This window comes from Spirosoma migulaei (assembly GCF_054776855.1).
Genome location: NZ_BAAHBG010000002.1, coordinates 387,795 through 409,401, shown reverse-complemented (window position 1 = coordinate 409,401; position 21,607 = coordinate 387,795). Strand labels below are relative to the sequence as shown.

At 45.6% G+C, this 21,607-nt stretch carries 19 protein-coding genes and 1 pseudogene; 2 read left to right on the top strand and 18 right to left on the bottom strand.

Translation table 11 applies throughout. From position 1 onward, the window contains the following. Nucleotides 1–2 precede the first annotated feature (2 nt). A complete protein-coding gene (locus ACYVGO_RS02810; protein WP_142770326.1) occupies nt 3–740 on the bottom strand; it encodes an NUDIX hydrolase in 738 nt (245 codons plus the stop codon). Between the two features lie 211 nt (nt 741–951). On the opposite strand from ACYVGO_RS02810, the gene ACYVGO_RS02805 reads away from it, so the two are divergent. Next, a complete protein-coding gene (locus ACYVGO_RS02805) occupies nt 952–4,566 on the top strand; it encodes a family 78 glycoside hydrolase catalytic domain (RefSeq protein WP_460967416.1) in 3,615 nt (1,204 codons plus the stop codon). 54 nt (nt 4,567–4,620) lie between these two features. Here ACYVGO_RS02805 and ACYVGO_RS02800 read toward each other — a convergent pair whose 3' ends face one another. The 17 genes and pseudogenes from ACYVGO_RS02800 to rpmG all read right to left on the bottom strand — a co-directional run bounded on the left by ACYVGO_RS02800 (nt 4,621) and on the right by rpmG (nt 20,222). Then, the gene (locus ACYVGO_RS02800) at nt 4,621–5,763 is read right to left on the bottom strand and encodes a threonine aldolase family protein (protein ID WP_460967415.1); all 1,143 of its coding nucleotides are present in this window, start codon (nt 5,761–5,763) and stop codon (nt 4,621–4,623) included. A 26-nt stretch (nt 5,764–5,789) separates the two neighbouring features. Further along, entirely contained in the window at nt 5,790–6,875 is a 1,086-nt protein-coding gene (locus ACYVGO_RS02795; RefSeq protein WP_460967413.1) for a creatininase family protein, read from the bottom strand. A 676-nt stretch (nt 6,876–7,551) separates the two neighbouring features. Continuing rightward, nucleotides 7,552–8,664, bottom strand: a complete 1,113-nt coding sequence (locus ACYVGO_RS02790; RefSeq protein ID WP_460967412.1) for a helix-turn-helix transcriptional regulator — start codon at nt 8,662–8,664, stop codon at nt 7,552–7,554. A gap of 270 nt (nt 8,665–8,934) precedes the next feature. After that, nucleotides 8,935–10,605 carry a hypothetical protein gene (locus ACYVGO_RS02785; RefSeq protein WP_460967410.1) on the bottom strand — a complete coding sequence of 557 codons (1,671 nt, stop codon included), beginning with the start codon at nt 10,603–10,605 and terminating at the stop codon, nt 8,935–8,937. Between the two features lie 5 nt (nt 10,606–10,610). Next, on the bottom strand, nt 10,611–11,381 hold the full coding sequence (locus tag ACYVGO_RS02780) for an ABC transporter ATP-binding protein (RefSeq protein WP_460967786.1): 771 nt from the start codon (nt 11,379–11,381) through the stop codon (nt 10,611–10,613). 80 nt (nt 11,382–11,461) lie between these two features. Further along, nucleotides 11,462–12,475, bottom strand: coding sequence for an aspartate-semialdehyde dehydrogenase (locus ACYVGO_RS02775; RefSeq protein WP_460967408.1), 1,014 nt, complete (start codon nt 12,473–12,475; stop codon nt 11,462–11,464). A 151-nt stretch (nt 12,476–12,626) separates the two neighbouring features. Then, complete coding sequence (locus ACYVGO_RS02770) at nt 12,627–13,283, bottom strand: hypothetical protein (RefSeq protein WP_460967406.1); 657 nt, start codon at nt 13,281–13,283, stop codon at nt 12,627–12,629. 80 nt (nt 13,284–13,363) lie between these two features. After that, on the bottom strand, nt 13,364–13,957 hold the full coding sequence (locus ACYVGO_RS02765) for a 5-formyltetrahydrofolate cyclo-ligase (protein ID WP_460967404.1): 594 nt from the start codon (nt 13,955–13,957) through the stop codon (nt 13,364–13,366). Between the two features lie 30 nt (nt 13,958–13,987). Then, nucleotides 13,988–15,535 (bottom strand): bacillithiol biosynthesis cysteine-adding enzyme BshC, encoded by a 1,548-nt coding sequence (gene bshC, locus ACYVGO_RS02760; protein WP_460967785.1) that lies wholly within the window; start codon nt 15,533–15,535, stop codon nt 13,988–13,990. Nucleotides 15,536–15,630: 95 nt separating this feature from the next. Next, a complete protein-coding gene (gene rimO / locus ACYVGO_RS02755; RefSeq protein WP_460967402.1) occupies nt 15,631–16,941 on the bottom strand; it encodes a 30S ribosomal protein S12 methylthiotransferase RimO in 1,311 nt (436 codons plus the stop codon). Nucleotides 16,942–17,019: 78 nt separating this feature from the next. Then, the gene (locus ACYVGO_RS02750) at nt 17,020–17,658 is read right to left on the bottom strand and encodes a hypothetical protein (protein WP_460967400.1); all 639 of its coding nucleotides are present in this window, start codon (nt 17,656–17,658) and stop codon (nt 17,020–17,022) included. Between the two features lie 5 nt (nt 17,659–17,663). Next, on the bottom strand, nt 17,664–18,107 hold the full coding sequence (locus tag ACYVGO_RS02745; RefSeq protein ID WP_460967399.1) for a hypothetical protein: 444 nt from the start codon (nt 18,105–18,107) through the stop codon (nt 17,664–17,666). A gap of 62 nt (nt 18,108–18,169) precedes the next feature. Further along, nucleotides 18,170–18,376, bottom strand: coding sequence for a type II toxin-antitoxin system Phd/YefM family antitoxin (locus ACYVGO_RS02740; RefSeq protein ID WP_460967397.1), 207 nt, complete (start codon nt 18,374–18,376; stop codon nt 18,170–18,172). Continuing rightward, nucleotides 18,373–18,465 (bottom strand): annotated as a pseudogene (locus ACYVGO_RS02735) (type II toxin-antitoxin system RelE family toxin); the annotation flags it as partial. The pseudogene ACYVGO_RS02735 and the gene ACYVGO_RS02740, both read right to left, overlap by 4 nt. Nucleotides 18,466–18,630: 165 nt before the next feature. Next, a complete protein-coding gene (ftsY, locus tag ACYVGO_RS02730) occupies nt 18,631–19,587 on the bottom strand; it encodes a signal recognition particle-docking protein FtsY (RefSeq protein ID WP_460967395.1) in 957 nt (318 codons plus the stop codon). A gap of 199 nt (nt 19,588–19,786) precedes the next feature. Then, entirely contained in the window at nt 19,787–19,942 is a 156-nt protein-coding gene (locus tag ACYVGO_RS02725) for a DUF4295 domain-containing protein (protein WP_012929818.1), read from the bottom strand. Nucleotides 19,943–20,036: 94 nt separating this feature from the next. Beyond that, nucleotides 20,037–20,222 (bottom strand): 50S ribosomal protein L33, encoded by a 186-nt coding sequence (rpmG, locus tag ACYVGO_RS02720; protein ID WP_012929817.1) that lies wholly within the window; start codon nt 20,220–20,222, stop codon nt 20,037–20,039. 159 nt (nt 20,223–20,381) lie between these two features. On the opposite strand from rpmG, the gene ACYVGO_RS02715 reads away from it, so the two are divergent. Further along, nucleotides 20,382–21,602 carry an NADH-quinone oxidoreductase subunit D gene (locus ACYVGO_RS02715; RefSeq protein ID WP_460967393.1) on the top strand — a complete coding sequence of 407 codons (1,221 nt, stop codon included), beginning with the start codon at nt 20,382–20,384 and terminating at the stop codon, nt 21,600–21,602. Nucleotides 21,603–21,607: the final 5 nt, after the last annotated feature.

Here is a 21,607-nt window from a genome sequence, read left to right as displayed (position 1 = left end):
CTTTATAATGAGCCTTCTGATTTGAAGCGATACAAGTAGGGAGATTTATGCGCTTTACCGGTTTTCTTCTTGTCAACCCGTTCCAGAATTCCCAGACTTAGCATCTTACGCTGGAAGTTAGGGCCGACTAATTTTTTGCCCAGAATGGTTTCGTACAACGTATGCAATTCCGACATGGTAAAAAGAGCAGGCAACAGATTAAACCCAATCAGCATCTGGTCAAGATTATTCCGCAGGGTAGCTAGAGCTTTGTCGATGATGGCCCGATGATCAAGAATTAACGGCGGAATCTTATCAAATTCATACCACTCACAACTGCCTGTTGTTGGATCAGTGGTGAGCCTGGTTTTGGTATAATCAACAAGGGCATAATACCCAACCGAAATAAACCGCTTCAGGCTCCAATGACCTTCGGTTGGCGTGAATCCCTGGCCAATCAGGATTTTTTTTACCACCTCAGGATCATTGCGATCATACTTGCCGAAGATGTGAAATTGTTCCAGGTAGACATTGCTCAAGCCCGTCCGCATAGTCAATATGCGTTTAGCAGCCTCATCTAAATCTTCCGTTTCCTGAATATAGCCTCCAGGTAAGGCATATAACCCCGTATTCGTATGCTCAATAATCAGCACTTTTAACTGATCCTCATGAAAGCCAAAAATTACCGGATCAACGGCAATCCCTTTTAGTAACCCTTCTCCTTGAGGACTTATTTCTCTAGGGTCGTTCTGACGAAGCATGCTACGCAAATTTTACAGCGAAACTCTCTATTTACGACTAAAACGCTTCACGCCGTTTGTTCTGCAAAAATGGTACAATAAAAGATTTGATAAATCATGTTCCTTTTTTATCATTGTATCAAAATGATATAATAGAATTTAGGAATCTCTGCCTATATAAATCGTCTTAAGAAAGTAGGCAACCTCCTTATTACTGGGAAACAAGATAACCATGAAAGCCTTTACCCTACCGTTTCTGCTCTTCCTCATATGCTTTGGCAATGCCTTTGCCGCCATTTTCATTGATAATCTGGCCGTTGATTATCAGCCAATGCCTTTAGGGGTTGATCAGACCAATCCCCATTTTTCGTGGCAAATGAAGGCGCTGGATGCTAAACGGGGTTATGCCCAAAAAGCCTGGCAAATCGTTGTAACCGATGCCAAAAATCAGATCGTCTGGGATTCAAAAAAAGTAAACTCTAGCATTTCACATGGTATAGAATATGCCGGTAGTTCGCTTCAACCCACCACTCGTTACAGTTGGAAAGTAACGGTCTGGGATAATACTGGACAGACGGCCACCAATACGTCCTGGTTTGAAACTGGGTTGATGAATCCTGGTATGTCTGCGTGGTCGGGAGCCAAGTGGATTGGTGGGGGCGATAACGATTTGGTTTTCTATTCGCATTACCTGTCGGTATTCAAGTTCCAGTTTGGTATTCAACTGGATAAAGCAACCAGCTCGACCAAAGCTGCTTTTGTTTTTGGGGGCAATGACCGGAGGCTTATGACCAAAGATTTGAATATCCTGGGGGTAGAAAATGGCCAAAACCAGAGCTATATCGCATTTGAACTAGATATTTCAGCGGTCAATGATTCACCAACGGGCTTAGCCAAACTCAATATGTATCGGGTTGGCTACACGAAAACAGATAAAGCAGATGTGCCATTCAAAAGTCTCGACATTCCTCAGACGCTCATCAACAATGCAACTAAATACGAGAAGCATACGGTAACGGCCGAATGTAATTTCGGCTTGTTTGAGCTATTCGTAGACGGAAAGGAAGATGCCAATAAGCTCAAGGAAAAAACCGAAGGACCACCATCCCGCTTCGGGCCTCGGGGGGTCAACCTTAATCCGGTTGGCAGTGGAAATAACTTCATTAGCTTTCCGATGGTAGCCGATATTGGGTTTAAGGTTCCCGCCAATCAAACGGCTCACTTTTCGCAGGTAGAAATCAGAAATTTCCGGTATCCATCCAATGCGTTATTTTCCGAGAATCTGCGCAATCAGCCTTATACAGGTATCTTTAAATCAGGCAACTTAACCGTCGGGAATGGCCAGTATACAGTTAAAGGTGGCGCATTGGTCCTTGCGAACCCGAGTCGAAATGCGGCTCCCATGCTTCGGAACACCTTCGCCACACAGGCTAAACCCATCGCCAAAGCTCGCTTGTATGTAACAGCACGGGGTATTTATGAACTATACCTGAATGGAAACCGGGTAAGTAATGATTACTTCAACCCAGGTTTGACTCAGTACAACAAGCACCATATGTACCAAACCTATGATATCACCAGTGCGGTGAAATCCGGGCAAAAGAATGCACTGGGAGCCTGGCTGAGCGAAGGCTGGTGGAGCGGCAATATCACGTATAGTGGCGAAAGCTGGAATTACTTCGGTGACCGCCAATCGTTGCTGAGTAAGATGGTCATTACCTACACGGACGGAACGGAGCAAATCGTTACGTCCAATCCAGGAGAATGGAAGCTATTTACCGATGGGCCTATTCGATATGGTTCGTTTTTTCAGGGCGAAGTGTATGATGCTACCAAAGAAGCATTGGTCAAAAACTGGACAACCCCCACCTATAACGACGCGAGTTGGAAACCCGTGGTTGACGTGCCTTTGGAAGGAACTGCCTATAATGGAACCTTTACCGACTTCCTGGGACGGAAATCGACGTTAGCGTATACCGACTTTAAACTCGTTGGGCAAATGGGTAATAACGCGAGTCTGGTCAAGACCATGCCCGCCCTTAAGGTGGAGGAAGTTCGGCCCCACGTGTTTGTCTATGACATGGGACAAAACATGGTGGGATTTCCGCAGATTATGATCAAAAACGGCAAAAAGGGACAAGTCATTACAATGCGCTACGCCGAAGTGAAGTACCCCAATTTGGCGGAATATAAAGACAACACGGGCATGGTCATGATGGAAAACATCCGGGCGGCCCTCACCCAGGATATGTATGTTCTGAAAGGGGGTGACGAAACCACACAGCCTCACTTCACTTTTCACGGCTACCGGTATCTGGAGCTAACCGGCATTGAAAAAGCCATTCCAATAACCGATGTAAAAGGATTGGTGATCAGTTCCATTACGGCCTTGTCATCACAGTACGAAACGTCGAATTCGTTAGTCAATAAACTGTGGCAGAACATTACCTGGTCGCTTCGTAGTAACTTCCTGTCCATTCCCACCGATACCCCCGCCCGTAACGAACGCATGGGCTGGAGCGGGGATATTTCTGTATTCTCCAAAAGTGCAACCTACCTAACCAACGCCGATTTGTTTCTGCGTAGACATCTGCTGGCTATGCGGGATGTGCAAGCTGAAAATGGGCGATTTACGGATGTTGCTCCAATGGGTGGTGGGTTTGGGGGTACACTTTGGGGAAGTGCCGGGATTGTAGTGGCCTGGGAAACGTACCGTCAATATGGTGATGTCGCGCTATTGAAAGAGCATTACGACGCCATGAAGCGCTATATCCAGTTTTTAGAAACAAAAGTGGAGAAAGAAACGGGTATTCTGAATGAAGGCCCGCTAGGCGACTGGCTAAGTCCTGAAGGCAATAAAAACGACAATACGTTGTTCTGGATGGCTTATTATGCCTACGATCTGGAAATTCTGGGTAAGGTGGCAACCATCCTGGGTAAACCCGATGATGCGGCTCAATTCGTGAAACGACAAAACGAAATAAAAACTGCATGGAACGAGATTTATGTGGACAAAACCACCCACAAAACGATTAAATCGGGCGTAAAAACGGGCTTTATGGGTCCGCCTAATGAGCATCAGAACGCCCAAAAGTCGGATAAGGGTCAATTAATTGATACCCAGGCTTCCTATGCTATTCCGCTGGCATTGGGTTTGTTCAATGACGAAAATAAACCGTTTGCTGCCCGGTATTTGAACGAGACAATCGAGCGAAAAAACAAAGATGATGGCGGAATTGAGCGTCCCGCTTATTCATTGATGACCGGTTTTATCGGTACGGCTTCCATAACCGATGCCCTGTCAGAAAATGGCAGTTCAGCTATTGCATATACGCTCTTGCAGCAGCAGGATTATCCATCGTGGCTTTACTCAGTAGTAAATGGAGCAACATCTATTTGGGAACGCCTGAATTCGTACACCGTTGAGAATGGATTTGGGGGTAACAACAGTATGAATTCCTTCAACCACTATTCGTTTGGTGCCGTAGCCTCCTGGATGTATAACCATTCCTTAGGTATTCAGCGAGATCCAAATAAGGCTGGCTTTAGTGAGATCGTCCTGAAACCAACGCCAGACCCAACCCATAAAATGACGTTTGCCAAAGGGTATTACGATTCAATTTATGGACGGATCAGCAGTGAATGGAAATGGAATGGAACGAACTGGACCTATAAAACAACGCTTCCGGCCAACACCACGGCGACTCTCTATCTACCCGCCAGGAGCCTTAGCCAAATCAGCGAAAATGGAAAGCCCGTTGCCCAATTGAAAGGCGTCAGTCAGGCGAATGGTCAGGTCAGTATTCCCTTAGGTTCGGGAAGCTACTCGTTTACAATCAGTAACTAAAGAGAACTGACTTGTTTGTGGGATAAATATTGGGCATTGGTGTATGATACACCGCTAACTCAAGGCTGCCAAAAATCGGTTGGCCAGATTTTGAGGGGTATCCCGGTTGAGTGAGGGATTAATTTTTAATAGAAAGCTACTGTTAACGGGAGCGGATAGTTCAAGATTCATTTTGGCCAGCGCTTCTTTAAAACGAGTTGAGTTAGCGTTTTTTAAGGTCAACTCAACGATGTGAGAACCGTGCTCAAACTGCGCGATACTGAATCGTTCGTCTTTTCGAAGCAGGGTGAATAACTGTTGTGCCTTTGTCCAGGCTTGCTTATACTCGTCAGCAAAGCTGTCTGCGTAATACAGGGCTACGGCAGCAAATGCCCAGGCAGTGGGCAATCCGCTACCAAACATCCGGCGTTCATGAAATAAGTTTTCTGTAAAGCGTTTTGAGCCAGCCAGCACTGCCCCCGATGCCGCATTGAAACACTTCCAGAGCGATGTGTAGATTGTATCAAAAGGCGCACCGTACTGAATGACCGATACGTTGGTATGAACGGGCTGAACAAATAATCGTGCTCCGTCCAGATGCGTTTTTATATCCTTACTCTTTGCATATTCGGTTAACTGACGAACGTTATCAAAACTGAATAGCTGGTCTTTTTGCCGACGTACCGGCGACTCGATCGACAGAGCACCAATTCGGGTTGCCACACGCCCCCCCTGTGTCTTCTTGACGATACTATCAACGTCATCCAGACTAAATTCCACCGTATTAGTCCCCAAGGGGATAAGGGTAAGGCCACTTAATGTCTGTGCACAATCGCCGGTATCGTTATATAAATGACTCTGTTCCTGAACAATCACCCTGCGGTTTTGGCCCGCTAACTGGCGAATCGCAATATGATTGGCGAGTGTACCGGTTGGCATAAAAACAGCTGATTCTTTCCCTAATAAGCTGGCAAATTTGGCTTCTAACTCCTCTACAACGCCACCATTGGAATAATAATCGGGCTTGATTTTCCCTTCATCGGCCAGTTTCATCAACAAGCTCGCATACTCCTTAGGTGAGAGCAACAAGCCATCGTGAATAAAGTCGATAGGCGCATTAGCTGTGCTGGCCTTACTAATCGGAGAACCGAACAAACTTGCCTGAGAAGCCGTAGCGGCCAGCATACCGCCTATTTTTAAAAAATCTTTTCTGCGCATGGATTTACAAGGCGTTTAGCAGGCTGTTAGTTTGACTTCGTTACCCAAAAAGACGCCCCTCGAAACTGACACCATGCTTTTGTTACCTGCCCCAGATCATTCCGAACAAACAACACATTCAGATTCATGGAAGAGAAACAATCAGGAGCATCCTGGTATAAATGAAAGAAATTGCTTGTGTCTATCTTGTTCCATAAGAAGAACAAGCGATTGCCTTTTTGGCTAATTACCAGTTCAGTTCCCGCTTTATCTACATAAGTGCCTATATAAGACTCATAGAGAGCAGTCCGGTCGATAGCCTTCGGCAAAGTGCACGTACTCACGCTGTCAATCTCCCGAATAAGCTCTTTGGCAAAAGCGGCCATTCCTTTACGGCCTTTTTCTTTTGTAGCCAGGGCCGCATAACCATTAATACCACTTGTGTTGAGGTTCCCTCCCGCTACCATTACAGGGGTCATGCCCCCCGATTTACCTTTCATAGATGAGTCATTCACAGCCTTACTCATATCTACCAGGTCAGGACGCAGATTAAGCAAATTTGACGATTCAAGTTCATCGGCATGTCCACTATACGCTCGGGTGCGAAACGGCTGTTCAGCCTGCACAAAGCCTTGCCGATCGTAGCGGCTATAATAAAGTAGGATACCTTCATCAGCCAGCGTTTTTGCTGCCACCAGTAAGGTTGGCGTAGTACTGACGCCTATATTAACAATATAAAACCGCCGGGGGCCGTAGGACGCTAAACTTCGTACAATTTGAACAACGGTAGCGGTTGCTGTTTCAAAATTGATACTCGTAGAGCCGGGATATTTCAGAAAAGCCGGATAAAACCCATAACTGACAATGGGTGCAATGAGAACATTTCGTTGTAGCGCTATTTCTTTAGCGTAACCTTCGGCTTGTAGATAGTCGGTAGCTAACGGCAAATGGGGACCATGTTCTTTAGAGCCCGCTCCCAGGGGAATAACGACGACCGCGTTAGGAGTTAAGAGCTCACGGGCCTTCGTCCAGGAAATATCTTCCAGATAAATGGCTTTGTTGGCAGGATTTCGGATTTGTGCCGCTGCCGTCCATGCAATGAATATCAACAAGAAAGATAGATACCGTTCCATGTAGGTAGAGTGAGCGTTAACGATGGAAGATATAAAATAAAAATTTCTCTCGTAGAGACTCTACCTATAAAAGTACACGCTCTTTGGAAGAAAAATTTATGTTTTCTCCTAGTGGTAACAATCACTACCCAAAAATACCTGTTGTGCCTGGAAAGTAACTAATGAGGCTTTGATGGAAACGGGCATCCGTCTTGGCGTCAACTGAGTCTGTTTAACGGAAACCGGTAGTCTATTTGTATATATGGCCAACTACTCTACGCTTATAGGGTCAGCACCTTCATTGACTGGTATTCCTAAATTAGATAAATGAATTTCCCTGGGGAACTCCACAAGTTGAATAGGAAGCCACTTTTCATAAACAGCCCGTTTATACTGCGCGAGCAAATTAGTGAATTCAAGGTAATTCAAGGCGGGATTTGGTGAGCCAAAATGATTATCCGAGTTCATTGGCCAGGAGAAGGTAGAGCTAGTGTTTAAGGCTAAGTTATACATCACGTGAGCACCCTGTCAGTACAAGGTCTCAAATATGATGTAGGCTGACAGACAAAAGAATGAATTGTATGCAGTTCCTCAAATCTATACTGTCTAGCCTAAATAACAACTACCCATTCGGGTAGTTGTTAGGCAAAAAACAATAAACAGAATGAATAAATAGGTAATTTTTAGGTAATAGGGCCTATTTCCGCATGTTGACCAGAAAATCTTTCCGGTCATTAATTTCCAGAAGCTGGTAGATATTTTTAATGTGGTATTTTACTGTGTTTTCGGAAATGAAGAGTTTGTTGGCTATTTGTTTGTTCGACATACCTGATGCCATACAGTTCAGTACTTCCAGTTGCCGTTCCGATAGATTGCTTAACTCTTTTTTTTCCGTTGGCGTTTTAGTGGGCGTAGCCTCTTTATTGATAGCCAGATAATATTCCAGCTCAGCTTTCATACGGAGAAACTCCACCTCGACCTTCCGTTTGTACAGGATTAGCCAGATGAATAAAACAAGAGCGATTGCAAGTATACACACCAGGGTTATTGTAAGAAATCCCCGACTTGTGTGTTCCTGCTTTAGTTGTTCATCTTTTTCGCCTAACAGAATGTTCTCTTTCTGATTATGTAGCGAAGAAATATTGACCTCTTTGGCGTAGATGGTATTCAGACTATCTACTTTTTTTTGGGTCTCAGCCAGATGGATAAAATCGTTTCGGCTTTCGTAAATGTGCAGCAGCTCTTCGTATGTATAAAGATGGTATTTGATAATATGGCAGGAATCTGCGTAGAAGGTCGATTGTTTCAAGGCATCCTGCAACAAATCGAGCCGATTCATCGCATTATAGAGTTGCATCTTTTTGACAAGGGCCATAGGCAAATGGCAGGGTGTCGATAGCTTCATCAGCTGAATGGCTTGATCGTAAATCGCTTCAGCTTCCACATATTTCTTGTCAAGAAAAAGTAGGTAGCCGCGCTGCATGATCAACTTTGATTTATTTTCCAGACTAATGTGCTTAAATCCAGACTTTTCTAGCAGTGCTGTGAGCTGGTCAGCCTTATCGTAATCATGCGTATCGAAGTACACAAAAGCTTCTTCGGCTTCAATTGACGCTAGATACTGATCTTTTTGGGTAGTTTCTTGCGCGAATTTTCGCGCCATTTCCAGAAATTTCAGCGTAGACTGGTAGTCAAATACACGCTTGTAGGTATAGGAAAGTAGAATAGCCGCCTGATATTTTTCACTGGCATTGAACGTCTGGCTCTGTAAAACAGGTAGTAGTAAAGCCTGTGATTCATTATATTTCAATTGGTTATTAAGTATATAGACTCGTTGCTCTAGTTTTTGAAATAAGTTATCCTGGCTATAAACGAATGGCGAAAGGTGCAAAATAATTATCGAAATAATAATACTTAATGTATACCTTATATGCATAATCAAGCATTTTATACAAATACTAGTGAATAATTTACACCAAAATTAACCAATTTATAATTAATAGCCTTTACAAATAATAATTTGTACTATATATAGGCACCACCTTAACAAGTTACGAAAATATGGGATTAGTAAATAATCTCATCCCATTACAACCCGTTCCCAACCCGTTTTTTTATATTGCCTAAGTAGAATCCAGAACACGGCTATTGATACAGGAATGGCGATCCACACACCATAAGGTATAAACGTCAGGCCATAATGAGAGAATCCAACAACTGCTAACACGATACTTACCAAAAGACCACGGGCCGTATTGTTCTGTTTCAGCGCGTCCTGCTCAATAGAGAACGGCATATAGCGAGTTGAGAACAGAGCAGCACTCAATAACATCACCAGCGAATTACTAAATGCCAGCAGTACATCACTGATTTTATCCGTACCATACCGATAAAGAATATAAGCGGACAGTAACAGGTAGAAAGGTGTTAGAAGTTTTATAATCAATGCTTTCAGAGAACCTACCAGTAGGTCACCCGGTTCGCGGATGGGGGCACTGCCGTAGATCCACGAAGCTTTGTAATTGTCTGAAACGCTTAATTGATATTGCGCCACCATCACGTAAATACTGGCAAAATAAAGGGCAAACAAATAGAAGAAACTACTGGCACCAAGACTACGGCTCTGAAACGACATGGCCACCACATAAGCCAGCCCAAAGCCCAGTTGTGGGTAGGTTTTGAGTTTGAATTTTCGGTCCCGGCCCGTTACCCGCCAGGTAAATGCAAAAGACGCTCGTTCGAGCGGGTTGGTTGTAAACCAGCCAGAAAACCGCTCTACCCATCCTGCACGATTGGACGGAATTATCGGCTCGGCAGTTGCAGCTGATTCTGGGCGACTTTCCTGATCGAGGCCACTTAGTTTCTGCGTGAAATTGGTAGTCAGGAAACGATTCATGAACCACAATCCAACGAAAGGCGTGACGAATGCCAGGGTAAGAAAAATTAGATGGACCCGGTCAATGGCTGGGTGAACAACCAGATCCACGGCTCCGGCCATCCACATTGGTGGAATCAGGTAATGCCACCAATGGTGTTCGAACGCCTGAGTCAATCTAGTTGTTGGGTCCATCAGGCGTGGCAAAAGCTGGTAGCCTCCGTAGAACAGAATGGCCATCACAATCTGGAAATAATTGATCACCTCACGCAGTTTTTCTTCACTGATGAATCGCATGAGTACCAGATAAAATACATTCGTCAGAAATACCATCAGCACCGCCGATAGCAGGCTCAACACTAAAACCAGTATGCCCGCCAGCCCGCCAAACCGAATTGAGATGATAAAAATTGCGCCTATTGACAGCGAAAGTGCAATAGCAAACAGATAGCTGGCAATATGCACGACACGAGCCAGCCAGAGCGTTCGACTGCTAACAGGCCGGGGCAAAATAATCTGGTTATCCGATGAATCCAGAATTACTGAGGAGAAGTCCGAAATAAGTGTCATCGCGCAAAGTGCCATAACGTAGGCAAATTGCAGCGTGAGCGGGAAAAACATGCTTTCCTTCTCAGGAAAAGACAGCATACTCAGGCTGATAAGGCCACCAATAAAGGTGTAAACGCCCAGAATACGGATAAAACTGTTATTGTTTTCAGCGGATTGTTTACCATAGCGGCCTAAGGAGACAATGCTACGACGATTATCCATCGTAAGCTTAACCTGCACAATCGCCCGCACTTGCCCATAATCGGCACCCATTGCCCGAAATAGGGATTGAAGATGGTCGAGTAGCCAGAGAATAAGGGTTGTCATACCAGTTAGTTTTTCAGGGTATGAATAAACTCTTCGGCGATCCCCGTCTGGCCTTCGCTACCGGTAAGTTCGGCAAACAGTTGTTCGAGTGATTCAGGACGCTGGTGCTGCAATTCGGCAAAGGTACCATCGGCAATGATCTGTCCCTGATTGATAATAATAATCCGGTCCGAAATCTTTTCAACCACATCCATGATGTGCGAACTGTAAAAGATCGTTTTGCCGCTATTCGCTAACTGACGGATAATTTCCTTAACCAATACAACTGCATTAGCATCTAAACCAGAGAGAGGCTCATCCAGAAAAATAACGTCCGGGTTATGGAGCAGCCCGGAAATGAGCAGAACTTTTTGCCTCATCCCTTTCGAGAAGGTAGTCATCCGGGCATTCGTGTAGTCGTTGAGCTGGAACAGACGTAGCAATTCAAGCGCTTTACGTTCAATCTGGGCGGTTTCCAGACCATACAACTGCCCAATGAATTGCAGATACTCCATGGGTGTCAGCGTGTCGTATAAGGCTGCGTTTTCAGGAACGTAGCCAATCCGTCGCTTAATGTCGAGGGCGCTGGTTTTTACATCCATACCCAACACAGTGGCTTCTCCTGTATAATCGGGCAGCATACCAATCAGGATTTTAATTGTCGTAGACTTTCCAGCACCATTGGGGCCAATGTAGCCCACCACCTGCCCTGCCGAAACACTCAAATTAATCCCCTTCAAAACGGGTGTCGACCCATACGATTTGTGAAGGTCCTGGAGCTGGATAACTGGCGTCATATTCATACATCAATATAGACAAAAAGTCCCGCCTGGCAGCAAGCCAAACGGGACTTTTATAGAGTAGTCAGGAATAATGGTTACGCAGCTACCGTTTCTGCTTCAACCAAATTATGCTTTAGCAGATATTCCGCAATTTGTACAGCGTTGGTGGCCGCTCCTTTGCGGAGGTTATCGGCCACAATCCACATATTTAGCGTTTTGGGCTGGCTTTCATCGCGACGAAGGCGGCCTACAAATACTTCATCTTTCCCGTGCGCTGTTAGCGGCATTGGATACACTTTATTGGCTGGATCGTCCTGAACAATAATACCTTCCGCTTTGCTCAGAATATCAACCACTTCAGCAAGATCAAATTCTGTTTCAAATTCAACATTCACGGCTTCCGAGTGGCCACCGATTGTCGGAATACGAACTGTAGTAGCCGTTACCTGTATCGAGTCATCGCCCATGATTTTCTTGGTTTCATTGACCATTTTCATCTCCTCTTTCGTATAGCCGTTATCGAGGAAGACATCAATATGAGGGAGCACGTTCAGGTCAATTGGGTGCGGATATACTTTTGACACCTCTTGATTACCAGCCCGTTCGGCAAAAAGCTGATCAACGGCAGCTTTACCCGTTCCGGTTACCGACTGATACGTTGACACAACCACCCGTTTGATTTTATACCGATCATGGAGCGGTTTCAGCGCTACCACCATCTGGATAGTCGAGCAGTTTGGGTTGGCGATGATCTTATCTTCGGGAGTCAGCGCATCGGCATTAACTTCCGGAACGATCAGTTTTTTAGTTGGGTCCATCCGCCAGGCCGACGAGTTATCAACAACGATAATACCCGCTTCGGCAAACTTGGGAGCCAATGCCAGCGATGTGCCACCACCCGCCGAAAAAATCGCAATGGCAGGTTTGGCAACAATAGCATCCTCGAAGCTAACAACCGTGTACGATTTACCCTTGAACTCAACCTGTTTACCAACCGAACGCTCAGAAGCGACAGGAATAAGTTCAGATACAGGGAAGTTACGTTCTTCCAGAACCTTCAGGATTTCGCCACCGACCAGGCCTGTGGCGCCAACGACTGCGATTTTCATTTTGGTAAGGCGGATGGTTGGCCGAAGCCATGGAAATCCGCGTTTAAGTGGTTAATAAAAGCGGAGTTACCCGCAACGGCGGACTGCCCGCCTTTTTGGAGTGCAAAAGTACGGTAAAACTTTGATGGTCAGGAATTATATTCTAAAAAAATCAGAACCGCCCAACTAACCCAACTCCCGAACTAGACAACGATGAATAAGGCGTTAACTGCCAGGAGATGCCTTGCTGTTTAAGGCCACGGTTATAATACTGAACAGACCGACGAAGGTGTGGGCCCGGACGTAGCATATAGGCACCAATTGCGGCCACTATCAGTCCAGAAAAGAAAGTGGTGACACCTGCTTTTACAGCACTCTGATTTGTGCGATCTGGAACGGAATTGCAATAGCCATAGCATATCACTCCGTTACTGACAACTCCTGTTGACGAATAGGGGCCCTTGCTGGCTTCTCCCGAATGATCATTGGAAATACCTATGATTAGGCCAATTCCTGAGGTTATAATGCCTCCCGCAATTAACCATCCACCCACATGGCGGCTGGTTAAGTAGCTGTTGAATTCGCGAATTGCATCGGGATTATTAGATGCCAGAATGTATTGCCCCAGGTCTTTAGCATGGCGAACATCCAGCCCATCATAAACATACTGCGTGCGTACACTATTCCCATAGCGACCATTGTACGCAGGAACCAGGTCGCTTTCAATGGGCTTAAGATTCTCGGCTGACACAGGAGGAGGTATTATCCTGTCTTGCTGGGCCCACGCCTGTAGCGGGCCTAAGAGGAGTAAAAGCAGAATTTTTTTCATAGTAGTTGTTCTTTTGAGAAAGTTAACAACAACCAGAATTTATTCATATTAAAATATGGATAAACTTCTATTAACTATTCTTAATCAAAGCTGTATAACCGTTCAGGGGTAATACAGGCATCTAGTTTAATGTCTGTATTATCAAGACCATCGACTTGATCAACCGGACCGAAAAACGACAAGCCAATTTTCCGGCTGCCAGGTACTTGCTCAGCCAAAAAACGGTCGTAATAACCTCCACCGTAGCCAACACGATTTCCCTGCTGGTCGAACGCTAGTAAGGGCACCAATACGATGCTTATTTGCTCAGGATCCGTTTCGTACCGACTTCCAACAGCGGGTTCGGGTATACCCAGTCTATTTTCAACTAAAGGAGTTGCTGGGAAAATGGTATAATTCACCAATTGGTAGTTATACTCATCGGTAACCGGGACACTAATATGCACCTGATGTAACGTCAACCAAATACGCTCAATAATTGGCCAGGTATCAACTTCTTTATGCCGTTTAATGGGCAGAAACGTATGGATCGTGCTAGGCGTATCTCCAAGTTTGTTCTGCTCAAAATAGGTAAAGAAATGATCGGCAATGAGTTGGCTTTGATGGGCTACCTCATCGGTCGTCATCGCTTTCCGCCTGGCTAGAAATTCACGACGTAGTTCAGCTTTGTTCATACAATTATGACTGACACCTGCCAGTCGACTTCACTCTAAACAAAGCTGCATCTGGTAATTGAAAGGGTCAAAAGAAGAAAGCATCTTTTGGAGAAACTTACGGTCGTTCAGGTAGAACGTCAGGAAGTTTTCGCTACGTTCCTGCAACCCGCCGTTTGGAAAGAGCTCATTTTTAACGGCTAACAACTGCCGAACTCCAGTTTCCTGATTACGTTCTTCGGCCCGGCGCATTTTCTTTTCGAGCCGGGTAATGGCATTGGCAAACCGCTTGGTTTCGGCCAGAACTGCCTTCTCCAGCGTTGGGTCAACCATCTGCGCTTTGTGCAGAATGGCGTCCAGCGCCTTATTTACGGTCTTATTTTCGTTATCGAACTTAAGCGTATGGCGGGAATGGTGCTCAACGTAGGCGCGTTTAATCGTAAGCGTATCCTGAAAAAGTTCTTCGGGCGTGAGGCCGAGTTTGCCAATACGTTTCGCACTAACCGAAGGAACGTACATCGCAAAATTACGCGGCATCAGTATCGGAAACGTAGTTTGAAAATGTTCGAACACGCCTTTTAGCTGCAACCAATAGGGCACTTCCGATGGCCCACCGATATAAGCCAGATTAGGCAGAATCGTTTCCTGGTATAAAGGGCGTAGAACTACGTTCGGGCTGAAGCGTTCGGGATGCTCATCCAGCTCATTCAGGATTTCACTTTCCGAAAATTTGAGTTTTGTATGAAGAACTTTATAAACACCATCATCTGATCGCTCAATGCGTTCGCGCAGTTGGTCGTCGAGGTAAAACAGGTTGATATCGCGGGGCGCAATCACCGTTTTGTAGCCTAATGCTTCCAATTCTTCTGTTTTCTGCTGCACTAAATCGCCGGAGTGCTGATGAAGTAGCTCATCGCGCATGACGGGGGCAAACACACCTTTGAGGGCAGTATCGTCCGCATCCAGACAAATCAACCCCTCGGTGCCGAATAGCTCATTCACGTAATACCGGGCGGCATTTGCTAACGTATCCTGTTTGAGGTAGGCCTCCTCAAACAAGACTAGCTTTTCCGGAATTTGAGTAAACAGTGCTTTTAGTTCTTTCGGATCCATGCGCCCAACGGCTCCACGCTGCTCAGTCTGCCATGTGTAACTCCGACCCGAAAGTGAGAAATGGTTGATTTCGGCAAAGTCATGGTCTTCAGTCGCCATCCAGTAAATCGGGACGAAATTGTAATTAGGGTAGGTTTCTTTCAGCTTTTTCGCCAGGTTAATGGTCGTAATCAGCTTATAGACAATGTAAAGTGGTCCCGTGAAAATATTAAGTTGATGACCCGTGGTCACGGTAAACGTATTGGGCTGTAGCAGCACCGAAAAATCGGGTTTATTGTCAATACGTTGATATTGCCGTTCAAGCGCATCGACCAAAACCCGCCGTTTAGACTCGTCAAATGACTTATCAGCTATTTGTCCACCGAATGCAGCTATCTCAGGAAAACGACCGTAGAAAGGCTTTAGACTATCTTTTTGAGTAATGTAATCGAGGAAAAGAGACGAAAACTGGCCGGTTGAGGCAAGCGGCAGGTACTGACAGTCCATGCGATAGGCGGAGAGTTGGGATTTATTCGGCTCAACAACGGAAAAACCCGCAAGGTTCGGGAGGGGCACCACGATTCACTTGCGGGTTTGTAAAATCAGGAGACTATCTCTCCGTATAAATCAAAATCCTCAGCCCTATTAATTCGCACATTGGCAAAATCGCCAAGTCGGACGTATTGGGTGGCTGGAATAAGTACCTCATTGTCTACTTCCGGCGAGTCCGCTTCAGTGCGACCAATGAAATACCCACCCTCCTTCCGGTCAAACAGTACCTTGTATGTTTGACCAACTTTCTGCTGATTCAGCTCCTGTGAAATACCCTGTTGCAGCTCCATTAACTCATCGGCCCGCTCCTGTTTGATGTCCGCTGGAATATCATCGGGCATGGTAAATGAGTGGGTATCATCTTCATGGGAGTAGGTGAACACGCCCATCCTGTCAAAACGCATCCGTTCCACAAACTCATAGGTCTCCCCAAACATGGCTTCGGTTTCGCCTGGGTGTCCTACAATCAGGGTCGTACGGAGGGTTATACCAGGCACCCGATCACGAATGGCATGAATCAGGTCTTCGGTTCGCTCACGAGTTATACCCCGGCGCATGAGCTTCAGCAACTCTGTTGAGCCGGTTTGCAATGGCATATCCAGATAATTACAAACGTTTGGTCGTTGGCGCATTACATCCAGTACTTCCATGGGAAAGCCTGATGGGTAAGCGTACTGCAACCGAATCCAGTCTATTCCCTCTACATCGGCAAGATTATTGACCAGATCGGCAAGATTCCGCTTTTTGTACAGGTCTAAACCATAGTAAGTTAAATCCTGGGCAATCAGAATCAGCTCTTTAGTACCTCGCCGGGCCAATGATTTTGCTTCTGCCACCAGTTCATCCATTGGGCGCGATACATGACCTCCCCGCATCAGTGGAATAGCACAGAACGAGCAGGGCCGATCACAGCCTTCAGCAATTTTCAGGTAAGCGTAATGAGCGGGTGTTGTCAAAAGCCGTTCGCCAACGAGTTCGTGCTTATAATCGGCGCGAAGGGTTTTCAGCATCCGGGGCAGTTCGTTGGTACCAAACCAGGCATCAACGGTTGGCATCTCGATTTCGAGTTCGTCTTTGTAGCGGTGTGAAAGGCAACCTGTTACATAAACTTTATCAACAATACCTGCTTCTTTGGCATCTACATAGCGGAGAATGGTATTGATCGACTCCTCTTTCGCATTGTCGATAAAGCCACATGTATTGATCACGACAATGTTAGCATCGTCTTTTTTCGATTCGTGGGTCACATTTATCCCGTTGCCCTTGAGTTGCGTAAACAGCACCTCCGAATCCACAAGGTTCTTTGAGCAACCGAGCGTGACGATATTAATTTTATTAGTACGTACTCCTTTGGTTTTCAAAACAATAATTGGTCAAATCGATAGTAATGGGTAACGTAATGATTGGATTACAAAGTTCGGTGCTTTCTGGGTTTCCTACTACTCAATTGGGGTAATCCAGGGAATACGATGCCGAATAATCTGCCTGGGCGTATGTGAGAAAAAGCGCTCAAGGAATTCGGCGTAGTGCGTAAAGAAGATATTATTTATCCGCACAGCCGTACCATCTTTCTGGTAAAACAGATAATAACCATAGCCATAGAGCGGCTCTTTAGGATTATCGCTTTTTCGGAGATGCAATTCGATTCGGTCTATACTATCAGGTGTAAGCGTTGCTAGTTGGTCGGGACTGTCGATATGAATGCTTGGCTGAAAGGGATTTAGCGTTAGCTGAACATTTCGCGTAATGGTCCAATAGTGCCAATCGACGTAAAAAACGAACAGGACATAGACCGCAAATCCCAAAAATAGCAGGGCAGCCATAAAAACTAATGGATCGTGCTGATTTAGGGCTATACTGATAAGCATTTTTGTCAGTATGAGCATCATGACAACTGTAAAAACAAGTAGTAACTTATAAAATGTGACGAAATACTGCTCGATCTGAATCTCATAAGTCCGTTCGCGATAGAGCGGAGAGTTTTCGCCTATGGTATCGTCTGTATACCGAATCATCTTGTAGATGAACCAGATAAACGGGATAAAAATAATCGCTAATAAGATCAGCGCATTCTTCATGGAACTTAAAACACGGCCTGATGCGTAATCTCAATCTTAATTTGCGCACTCTTTCCTTTCTCAACAGTAACAGGAAAAATATTATTCTTCGTATCAAACGAATTGGCGTACAAGCCTTTCGGTTCTTGCACGATCACTGAATATCGGCCAGCGGGAAGGCTTACACAAAATTTGCCATCCGTTCCTGATTTGACCGTTTTGATTGGTTTTGCCTGCCCAACGGAGTTGATAAAGCCATTATCACCAGCTTCCACCTGGTTCATGTTCAACAGCGAGAAAATGAGCACCTCACGCTCTATGGTTGAACCATCTGCGTTAGGTCGGGGTGAGCCAGGGCTCGGCATATGATTACCCCGCTTTACCAGAACCGTTCCACAAATACCCTGAATCGCAGCAGATTTTGCTGCTTTTCGGATGGTATGCTTCTGAGCGCAGGCCGTATTTATCACGATTAGTATTACTCCTATTATAAGGATAAACACTCGACTTCTTAAAAAAGATAGGCCAATACTCATAAACCCAGTTCCTTTTTTACGTCATCTAGCGTATGCCAGGTTGTGGTAGCGTTTTTTACGGTTAGCGCGTGAACATAATCGGCAAAATCTTCAAGATTATCAAAAGAGGCTAGACTTTGCTGAATGGCTTCGTATTCTTCGTAGGCGATAACCGCAAATGCTGGTTTACCTTCAGATTGAATAATTTGAGCGTTTAGTGTCATTCGTAGATATCTTTTCGATGGCCAACATCAATAACTGCAATGATGCGAAGCGCGTCATGCTTGTCGTATAGAACGCGGTAATTACCTACTCGTAATCTGAATGGTTCGTTAACCGTTTCACATTAGCTTTGCTATCACTATCTTTTGCCAATCCTTCAAGCGCACCAATAATGCGTTTACTGTCCGATTGGGATATTTGCTTCAGACTTTTAAGTGCTTTGTCTGAGAAGGAAAGTTGGTAAGCCATTTAGACATCATTTCTTAAAGAACGAATCCACAAACTCCATTTTATTGAAGGTTTGTAAGTCTTCAATTTTCTCGCCAACCCCAATGTACTTAACTGGAATTTTGAATTGATCCGAAATGCCAATGACTACGCCACCTTTTGCTGTACCATCTAATTTGGTGATAGCCAATGCTGTAACTTCGGTTGCTTTGGTAAATTCCGTTGCCTGAATAAACGCGTTCTGACCCGTCGATCCATCAAGAACCAGAAGTACTTCATGGGGCGCATCGGGTGTAACCTTCTGCATTACCCGTTTAATTTTGGTCAACTCGTTCATCAGGTTGACTTTGGTGTGCAATCGGCCGGCGGTGTCGATGATAACGACGTCGGCATTCATATCGGTCGCTTTTTTGACAGCGTCAAAAGCTACTGCCGATGGGTCTGTATTCATTCCATGCGAAACGACCGGCACCCCTACGCGGTCACCCCAGAGTTTGAGTTGGTCAACGGCTGCAGCCCGGAACGTATCACCTGCGCCCAGTACTACTGTTTTACCCCGTTTGTGGAATTGAGCGGCAAGCTTGCCAATCGTTGTGGTTTTGCCAACACCGTTCACCCCCACAACCATAATTACATATGGTTTTTTACCGGCAGGTAAGTCAAAGTCGTCCGGCACATCGGAGGTGTTGTTATCGGAAAGCAGTGCAGCTATCTCTTCGCGAAGAATCCGGTCAAGTTCGTCCGTGCCCATGTACTTATCGCGAGCAACACGTTCTTCAATCCGGCGGATAATTTTAACGGTTGTTTCAACACCCACATCCGACGAAATCAAAACGTTCTCCACCTCGTCGAGGACCTCTTCATCAACAGTCGATTTACCAACGACGGCCCGGCCAAGTTTCGAGAAGAAGCTGTCTTTGGTTTTCTCTAATCCTTTGTCGAGTGTTTCCTTTTTTTCTTTCGAGAATAAGCCGAATAAAGCCATAAAAATCGTCGTGAGTCAGTGGTGGATTAGTCGTAAGTTGTTAGCCTATGTCACATCAATGTCGTTAATGACGGCAGACTATGCAGATGGCCCCGTATTGACTATTGATTGGTTGAACAAAACTATAGCAAAAAAAGTCCCACAGAACCATGAAGGCTGTGGGACGAATGTCTTTGACGGGATGTTGACTCCGACAAGACTAGCTTTTCAGCGCAGCCTGAACTTCATCAACTGGGACCATTTCTTCCTTGAAGGTGTAAGCGCCAGTTTTAGGCGATTTTACGGCTTTGATAATTTTGGCGAATGCCTTGCCGTTATCCTTCGTTTTCAGGGTTGCAACTACCTTTTTTGCCATTTTAGTCTGTAGTTTGAGGTTCGAAGTTTGCGGTTTGAAGTGCGTAATATGCGTAAACTACGAACTACAGACTACAAACTTTAAACTAACTGAACTATTTAATTTCTTTATGCAACGTTACTTTTTTCAGGAACGGATTGTATTTCTTCCGTTCGATACGCGCCGGCGTATTTTTCCGGTTTTTCGTGGTGATGTACCGGGACATGCCGGGTACACCGCTGTCTTTCTGCTCGGTGCATTCCAGAATAACCTGGATTCTATTGGCGCCTTTCTTTGCCATCGCTAATGTTCGTTTTCTCGATAAGGAGCGCAAAGGTACGAAATCCGATTCACTTAGGCAACACCTTCTTTAGAAAAACTGATGATTTGTAGTGAATTAGGTCAGAAAAGTTCGTAATGTTTGGCATTGGGATTACCTCTTTCGACCTTTGGCCCTGTCATGACCACGCAAACGATCCAATACGAATACGCTCCGGGCCATTTTCGGGCATCGGAACCCGGCATTTATCGACCCGATATGCTTCAGGAAGGGGAGATGATCCTGAATATGGGACCGCAGCATCCATCTACCCATGGTGTGTTGCGGTTTGAGGTGGTTACGGATGGCGAAATTATCGTTGATGTAGTGCCTCACCTTGGTTATCTGCACCGCTGTTTTGAGAAACATGCTCAGTCGTTGCCGTTTAATCAGGCCATTCCGTTCGTGGACCGACTCGATTACTTAGCTGCCATGAACTGTGAGCATGCCTTTGTGATGGGGGTTGAACGAATGCTCGGCATTCAAAACGATATTCCAAAACGGACCGAATACATCCGGGTGCTGGTAGCTGAGCTGAACCGTATTGCCGCTCACTTTGTCGGTATTGGCACCTATGCGCTCGATATAGGTGCCTACACGCCTTTTCTCTGGCTCATGCGTGATCGGGAGCACATTCAGCGATTGCTTGAATGGGTGAGTGGTGCCCGGATGCTGTATAACTACATTTGGGTAGGTGGCTTGTTTTATGACCTTCCGGTAGGGTTTGAAGAGCGGTGTCGGGAGTTTGTTGCGTATCTGAAGCCCAAAATGGTGGAATTGCAGCAACTGGTCATCGAAAACGAGATTTTCATAAAACGGACGGCCAATGTAGGTGTACTCCCCTTGCCAGTTGCCATCAATTACGGCTGTACGGGGCCTATGCTACGGGGTTCCGGGTTGCGGTATGATTTGCGCCGGGTAGATGGCTATTCCATTTATCCTGAACTGGATTTCGACATTCCGATTGGCGAGGGTAAAATGGGAACCGTCGGCGATTGCTGGGATCGGAACAATGTTCGGGTACAGGAGTGCCATCAATCCATTCGTATTGTTGAGCAGTGTCTGGATCAGCTCCTGGGCGATCATAAACGTACCCGCGATTATGACCCTCAGGCAGTTGTCCCGAAGAAAATTCGTCCAAAGGCCATGGATTTTTACGCCCGTGCAGAAAGCGCCAAAGGTGAGTTAGGCTTTTTCTTTCGGACAGATGGTAAATCGGATATACCGGTTCGCTGCAAAGCCCGCTCCTGTTGCTTTCACAACTTATCGGTCATTAGTGAAATCAGTCGGGGGGCTATGCTGGCCGATTTGGTGGCGATAATTGGATCAATTGACGTAGTGATGGGCGAAGTAGACCGGTAAACTAG